Source organism: Psychrobacter sp. 16-MNA-CIBAN-0192 (assembly GCF_040309565.1).
Taxonomy (GTDB): Bacteria; Pseudomonadota; Gammaproteobacteria; order Pseudomonadales; family Moraxellaceae; genus Psychrobacter.
Genome location: NZ_JBEOOX010000027.1, coordinates 1 through 5,334, shown reverse-complemented (window position 1 = coordinate 5,334; position 5,334 = coordinate 1). Strand labels below are relative to the sequence as shown.

The 5,334-nt window shown below is 35.5% G+C and carries 4 protein-coding genes and 1 pseudogene; 3 read left to right on the top strand and 2 right to left on the bottom strand.

What is annotated here, in order from left to right:
- Window positions 1–1,177 (bottom strand): annotated as a pseudogene (locus tag AAEY78_RS12115) (hypothetical protein); the annotation flags it as partial.
- A gap of 346 nt (window positions 1,178–1,523) precedes the next feature.
- Window positions 1,524–2,606 (bottom strand): hypothetical protein, encoded by a 1,083-nt coding sequence (locus AAEY78_RS12110; RefSeq protein WP_352339601.1) that lies wholly within the window; start codon window positions 2,604–2,606, stop codon window positions 1,524–1,526.
- A gap of 156 nt (window positions 2,607–2,762) precedes the next feature.
- Between AAEY78_RS12110 and AAEY78_RS12105 the strand changes: the two genes are divergently transcribed.
- The 3 genes from AAEY78_RS12105 to AAEY78_RS12095 all read left to right on the top strand — a co-directional run bounded on the left by AAEY78_RS12105 (window position 2,763) and on the right by AAEY78_RS12095 (window position 5,297).
- Window positions 2,763–3,884, top strand: a complete 1,122-nt coding sequence (locus tag AAEY78_RS12105; RefSeq protein ID WP_352339600.1) for a WG repeat-containing protein — start codon at window positions 2,763–2,765, stop codon at window positions 3,882–3,884.
- 309 nt (window positions 3,885–4,193) lie between these two features.
- Window positions 4,194–4,694, top strand: coding sequence for a hypothetical protein (locus AAEY78_RS12100; protein WP_352339599.1), 501 nt, complete (start codon window positions 4,194–4,196; stop codon window positions 4,692–4,694).
- Between the two features lie 198 nt (window positions 4,695–4,892).
- On the top strand, window positions 4,893–5,297 hold the full coding sequence (locus AAEY78_RS12095) for a hypothetical protein (protein WP_352339598.1): 405 nt from the start codon (window positions 4,893–4,895) through the stop codon (window positions 5,295–5,297).
- Window positions 5,298–5,334 lie beyond the last annotated feature (37 nt).

Below are 5,334 nucleotides of genomic sequence, written 5' to 3'. Positions count from 1 at the left end.
ATGATAGTTTAATCCTGTCAGGTATTGCTGCCTGACTCAAGTAAATCACTCTCCGATAAAGTCGGGGCGGTTCAGTAACTAGCTTTGATAAACTTCCTAACTGATTGTGAATAGCTTGTCGTTGGGTATCCAAGTTACCTAAAGTAACTTCTAGGTGTTCGGCAATATCTTTGAAAGCTTCTGAGTTATCTACAAATTTTTCTGAATTGCTAGTTATAGCATCTGAATCTTCAACTATTGAGGCAAACTGACTAATAAACGTCTGAACAGTATTTGTAATAGTTGTTAGTGAGCTCGTAGAGGTATCAATATAATCCTTATACTGATCTTGCCATATTAAAAGCTTTGATACCGCATCATTCAAATGTTTAAAGTTTTCTCCAAACTGCTCACTTATCTTCTCATTAAAGTCTTTAATAACCTCTTGTAAAGCCTTAATTAATTCCTCTGATGAAGATTTCGAAATTTTATCAAGTGCCTCATTTTGAGCTCTTGTAAGCTCTTTGAGATTGTCATTATTTTCAAGTCTTAATTCTTTAATCTCATTCAGGTGCTCTTGATTGAGCTCAAAATCTTTATTCTTAAAGTCTGTAAGCTCTCTTAGATTTTGATTGTTCTCAAGTCTTAATTCTTTTATTTCTTCTAAGGACTCTGCATTGATTATAAGATCTTTGTTTTTAGTTTCTGTGAGCTCTCTCAGGTTTCGTGTACTTTCAAATCTTAATTCTTTTATTTCTTCCAATAGCTCTCGACCAGCTTCAAGTTCTGTATTTTTAGCTGCTGTGAGCTCTTTCATACTTTGGTTATTTTCAGACCTTAAAGCTGTCAGCTCTTTTAATAACTCCAAATTAACATCAGACTCATCGATATATTCATTGGCTTCAAGCAACCTTCTGAAGTTAAAGGTTAACGCACCACCTACACCGAATACTGAAGCCCAAAATGCAGTTTTCATACTATCAAGTAACGCTGGTACGCTGTCTTGAATATTAACAGAGTCAAATCTAAGTAATCCTAGAGCGATTGCAAAAAATGTCGCGAAAATACCTAAAGTAGTTAAAATTGTAGGGGCTTGTTCCGATATTTTTTGGTTATATCTGACATGAAATATTACTGTCAGGATTAAAATAATACCAATAAACAATAAAGTTTCAGTGCTCAAGTTTCCAAAACCCATCGACATATTCCTACTCAGTTGTGAAAAATAAAATGCATTCAAGATATTACTGAACAATCAGTTTCTAAAGTTTTCAGGTGGCAAGCCTAGCATACATAGATGCAGTGTAGTGGCATAATAAAACTCGACAGCTAGGAAGTCGACAAATCAGAAAGTACTGCTACGTTTATTACCATAAATAAAAATATAATTTTTGATTATAAAATACAATAAAACTACTGCTTTCATCCCAAGTTAATATTTACGGATTTGACAGCAGCGGCAAGTATGACTATTGCGGCTAATTACAGGGTTGATAGTGGTTATTGAGCTGTTTCTTAGTTGTGTAACAAGGCCGTTCAAACCACTAATTTTTTTGAGATATGGTAGGCGTTGATTCCATAACGTCAGTATTAACATCAAATAAACTATTTAATTCGTTAATGGTTTTTAATAAGTCATCAATCCCTTCAGCCTCAGCTTTCGTATAAAAATCTTGTTTAGATAAATTATTAATATCTCTTTTCGCTTTACTTAAAATACCGTTAGGATAAAGAAGATTAGATATCTTTTTATTTACCTCACTAATCTTTTCATGCTGTTTTACTAGTACATGAAGTTTATGCTGGACAATCGCATTCGCTTCTTTTAATTCCTTATTACTAAGGACTAGCTTTGGGATCTCTTCTGCTATTTTATCAGCTTTAATATCCAAGTCTCTTGCTGATGAATGCGTCTTATATGAAGAAAAAATGACAATCGGCAGAGCGACAATGGCTCCTAATGCTACTGTACCAGCAGCCATTCCACCACCACCCGCAACTAAAGCTCCTCCACCAAACCATGCAAGAATAGAGTTGTGAGCGGCTATCCCTGAAAGCGAAGCTATGGCTGTACCTGTTGAAGCACTTCCAAACATTGCAACAAGAGTCCAACTGCCTACAGCAGCTAAACCACCAACCGTTGAGCCTTGCAGCAGAGCAACACCTGTACTGTTTTTTTCGTCAGCAATATTCCTTAATTGATAAATTCGGGAAGAAGCTTGGTCAAACTGTGGAGTAATATTTCTATCCATGATTCTTTGAGTTGGTTTTTTAAGTAATTTTCGGCTTTTTTCGAGTTCTAATAAAATATTGTAAGTTAGTCTACCTACTGTATTTAAATTATCGTTAAAGTCTTTTTGGGCATCTATTGTTTGGTTAAAATGATTAACATAGTGAGTGTAAGTATTTTCATACCCAAAACGAGCCTCTTTTAATCTACCATGTCCCCCGATAGTAACGATATCTAAAGCAAAGCTACCAAGCCCATATTGATTGGTAGCAGTCTTTTGAAATTCTATTTTCTGTGGTAAAGGAATAATCGTTGGTTTGTAAGGAGGAGTTGAATTTTTGATTATGAAAACGACCAAAACAATTAGGATAAATACAATGATTAGAACGCTAGACATCAGGATTGATTCAACCTATGAAAATAAGAGTAAAATACTAAAATGATTAGTATAGTTCATAACAACTTTTGTAAGTTAAATATTTATTAACGTATAATTTTGAGACACTAGCGATAGTTAACTAAAAAATCGCTATAGATTTAGTTAGGAATTGCTATGAAAAAGAGCATGAACGGTTTAGCTGTTTTGATTGGTCTAAGCTTAAGCTTGCCTGTACTCGCAGATTTAAAGCCGTTTTATACTGATGAAGGCGTTTGCAGTTTTAAAAATAGCTTGGGCGAGGTTGTGGTTCCAGCAAAAAATTATCTCAGCTGCGGTGAATTTAGTGAAGGCTTGACGCATATTGGCGTTGTTCGTGATCACTTTGATGGCACATACAATCACTATCAAGGCTTTATTGACCGTTCAGGCAACACTGTCATTCCAACAGATCATATCGTCAGTGAATCAGGTGCTTACGGTGAGACTGATTTTAGAGACTTTCATAACGGCTTAGTTGCTGTATTCAAGTCAAAGCCAAACGCTGAGGGCATTTATGGCTATATGAACAAGCAGCGCGAGCTTATTGTGCCTTATGAATATGACAGCGCTGATGATTTTAAAGATGGTCTTGCTGTAGTGTCAAAGAACCGTGGCTTAAATGACAATCCGCGTTCTGGCGTCATTGATAGGACTGGCCGCCTTGTTATTCCGTTGAAGTATGAGTCGTTGTGGGGATACGCTGAGGGTATGTTTATTTACGGCGAAAAATCGCATTGGGGCGATGATTTGATTTATGGATTTCTTGATAAAAAAGGAGATGTCAAAGTCAAAGCCAAGTGGAATGATATTCTACCGTTCTCAGAAGGACTTGCCACCGTTAATATAGGCGATTGGGGCTTTGTTGATAAAAGCGGCAATTATGCCATTACGCCTAAATATTCTGATGCCTATAGCTTCTCAGAAGGGCTTGCTTTTGTAAGAGTTGGCAATGAAGACGATGGTAAGTGGGGCGTCATTAATAAGCAAGGTAATTATATTATCGCGCCGCAATATGACTTTATCGATCCATTTAGCTTTAGTGAATGTTGTGATAGTGGTACTGATGATTTTGCAGGCGCTTATAAAAATGGTAATGCCTATGTTTATGACTTTATGAATAAAAAGAAAGGTAAGTATGGACCCATTGTGCGACACACCATTGATAGTAAAGGCAATGTGATTGGCAAGAAGTTATTTGCGGACTGGAATGCGCTTTACGACCATATCTGGCAAACTCACAATGATAATAATAGCTAGCTAAGACTCATTACAGATTTAGGAATTGCTAGGTAAAAGGATGTTGGATGTGTTAATTGGTTCAATACTAAGACTGACTTTACCTACATTAGTAGATTTAAGACTACTCCATATTAGTAATGATAGTGTTTGTGGCCATAAAGGCATAGCAGTCTATTTCTCTACTATATTCTTCCATAATATCGGGACGGTTCAATATGGATTATTTGTTAAGTTCAGTCGATATATTTTTATCCATTAGCAACTATTACCCTTGTCTAACAGCTAAATCACTTACACTAAGCAATTATCATATTAGAGTAAAATTACATGAAAAAAATGCTAATAGCTTTCAGTATCACCTTTTTAGCGCAGACTACTGTTGCCTGTGCAAAGACTGACTGGACGCCTTTTCTAGAACCAATGCTGTCTGGATGTAGTGTGCCTATACTTACTAGAGATTTACCAACACACTATAAATCATCAATTGTCAGTCAGAATGTCACAATAGATCCGAAGTACCGAATGGTTGGCTATGATGGAGATGAAATAACCACTTATCATCTAAAAGATGCTGTTGCATTTGGACATTCTTTGTTAAAAGTTGAATATCAACAAAGTTTTGAAGGTAATCAATTGAAGCTCTATTTTAAAGACACTAAATTCACTACATTACGACCACAGTTCCAATTACCAGAAATTGAAGAAAAAGAAGGTGGTTATGAAGTGACAAGAAATACCTCCAAAGGGTATGACATTAAATATATGGGATATGTTGGCTTAGAATTTAATAATGAACAAAAAAGTATTGCCTGTTATGGAGGGGCGTAATCAAAGCAGAATATAAATTAATTATAAAATATATTTTTGGTTTTAAAGCTATATTTACTTTTATTTAGAAAAATAAGGTATACATCAGCGTTACGTCTTAAACATTTTTCGAGATACTTTCTTTTGAGAATTACTTTTATTAAGGACATTGATATTAACAATCTCATGAAAATTATAGCGGCATGCTTACTGACTAGCTTGTCAGTTACTTCTTATGCCCAATCTATTAAAACAGCTATTAATCAAGAAATGACAAGCAATGTTAAGTTTTTAAACTTAGAAAGTGAAAAATACTTTATTTATGATGCTGAATATCTAGACAGTGAGGCTATGAAGTTTGCTCACAATGGCGAAGATATTATGATGAAAGATGTTAATTCTGATGGTGTTAAAGATGCCATAGTACTAATTTATTATTGTGAAGAGACCAGTTGTCATACGACTACGCATAGTACAGACCTAGTGATTTTCAAAGGTCTTCGTAATAACCAGTTCGTCAAGTTAGGTGCAGCGTCGCTTGGTGTGAATGCTAAGATAGAAAGTGTTAACAATGGCATTATTAATGTGAACCGCCCCGGTATTGTCGGAGGCTCAACTTTCTGAGAGAATACGACAATGAAAACACGAAACTATACCCCCG

Coding starts and splice junctions, on each gene's coding strand:
- AAEY78_RS12110 (WP_352339601.1), bottom strand. CDS start 2,606: ATGTCTAGCGTTCTAATCATTGTATTTATCCTAATTGTTTTGGTCGTT.
- AAEY78_RS12105 (WP_352339600.1), top strand. CDS start 2,763: ATGAAAAAGAGCATGAACGGTTTAGCTGTTTTGATTGGTCTAAGCTTA.
- AAEY78_RS12100 (WP_352339599.1), top strand. CDS start 4,194: ATGAAAAAAATGCTAATAGCTTTCAGTATCACCTTTTTAGCGCAGACT.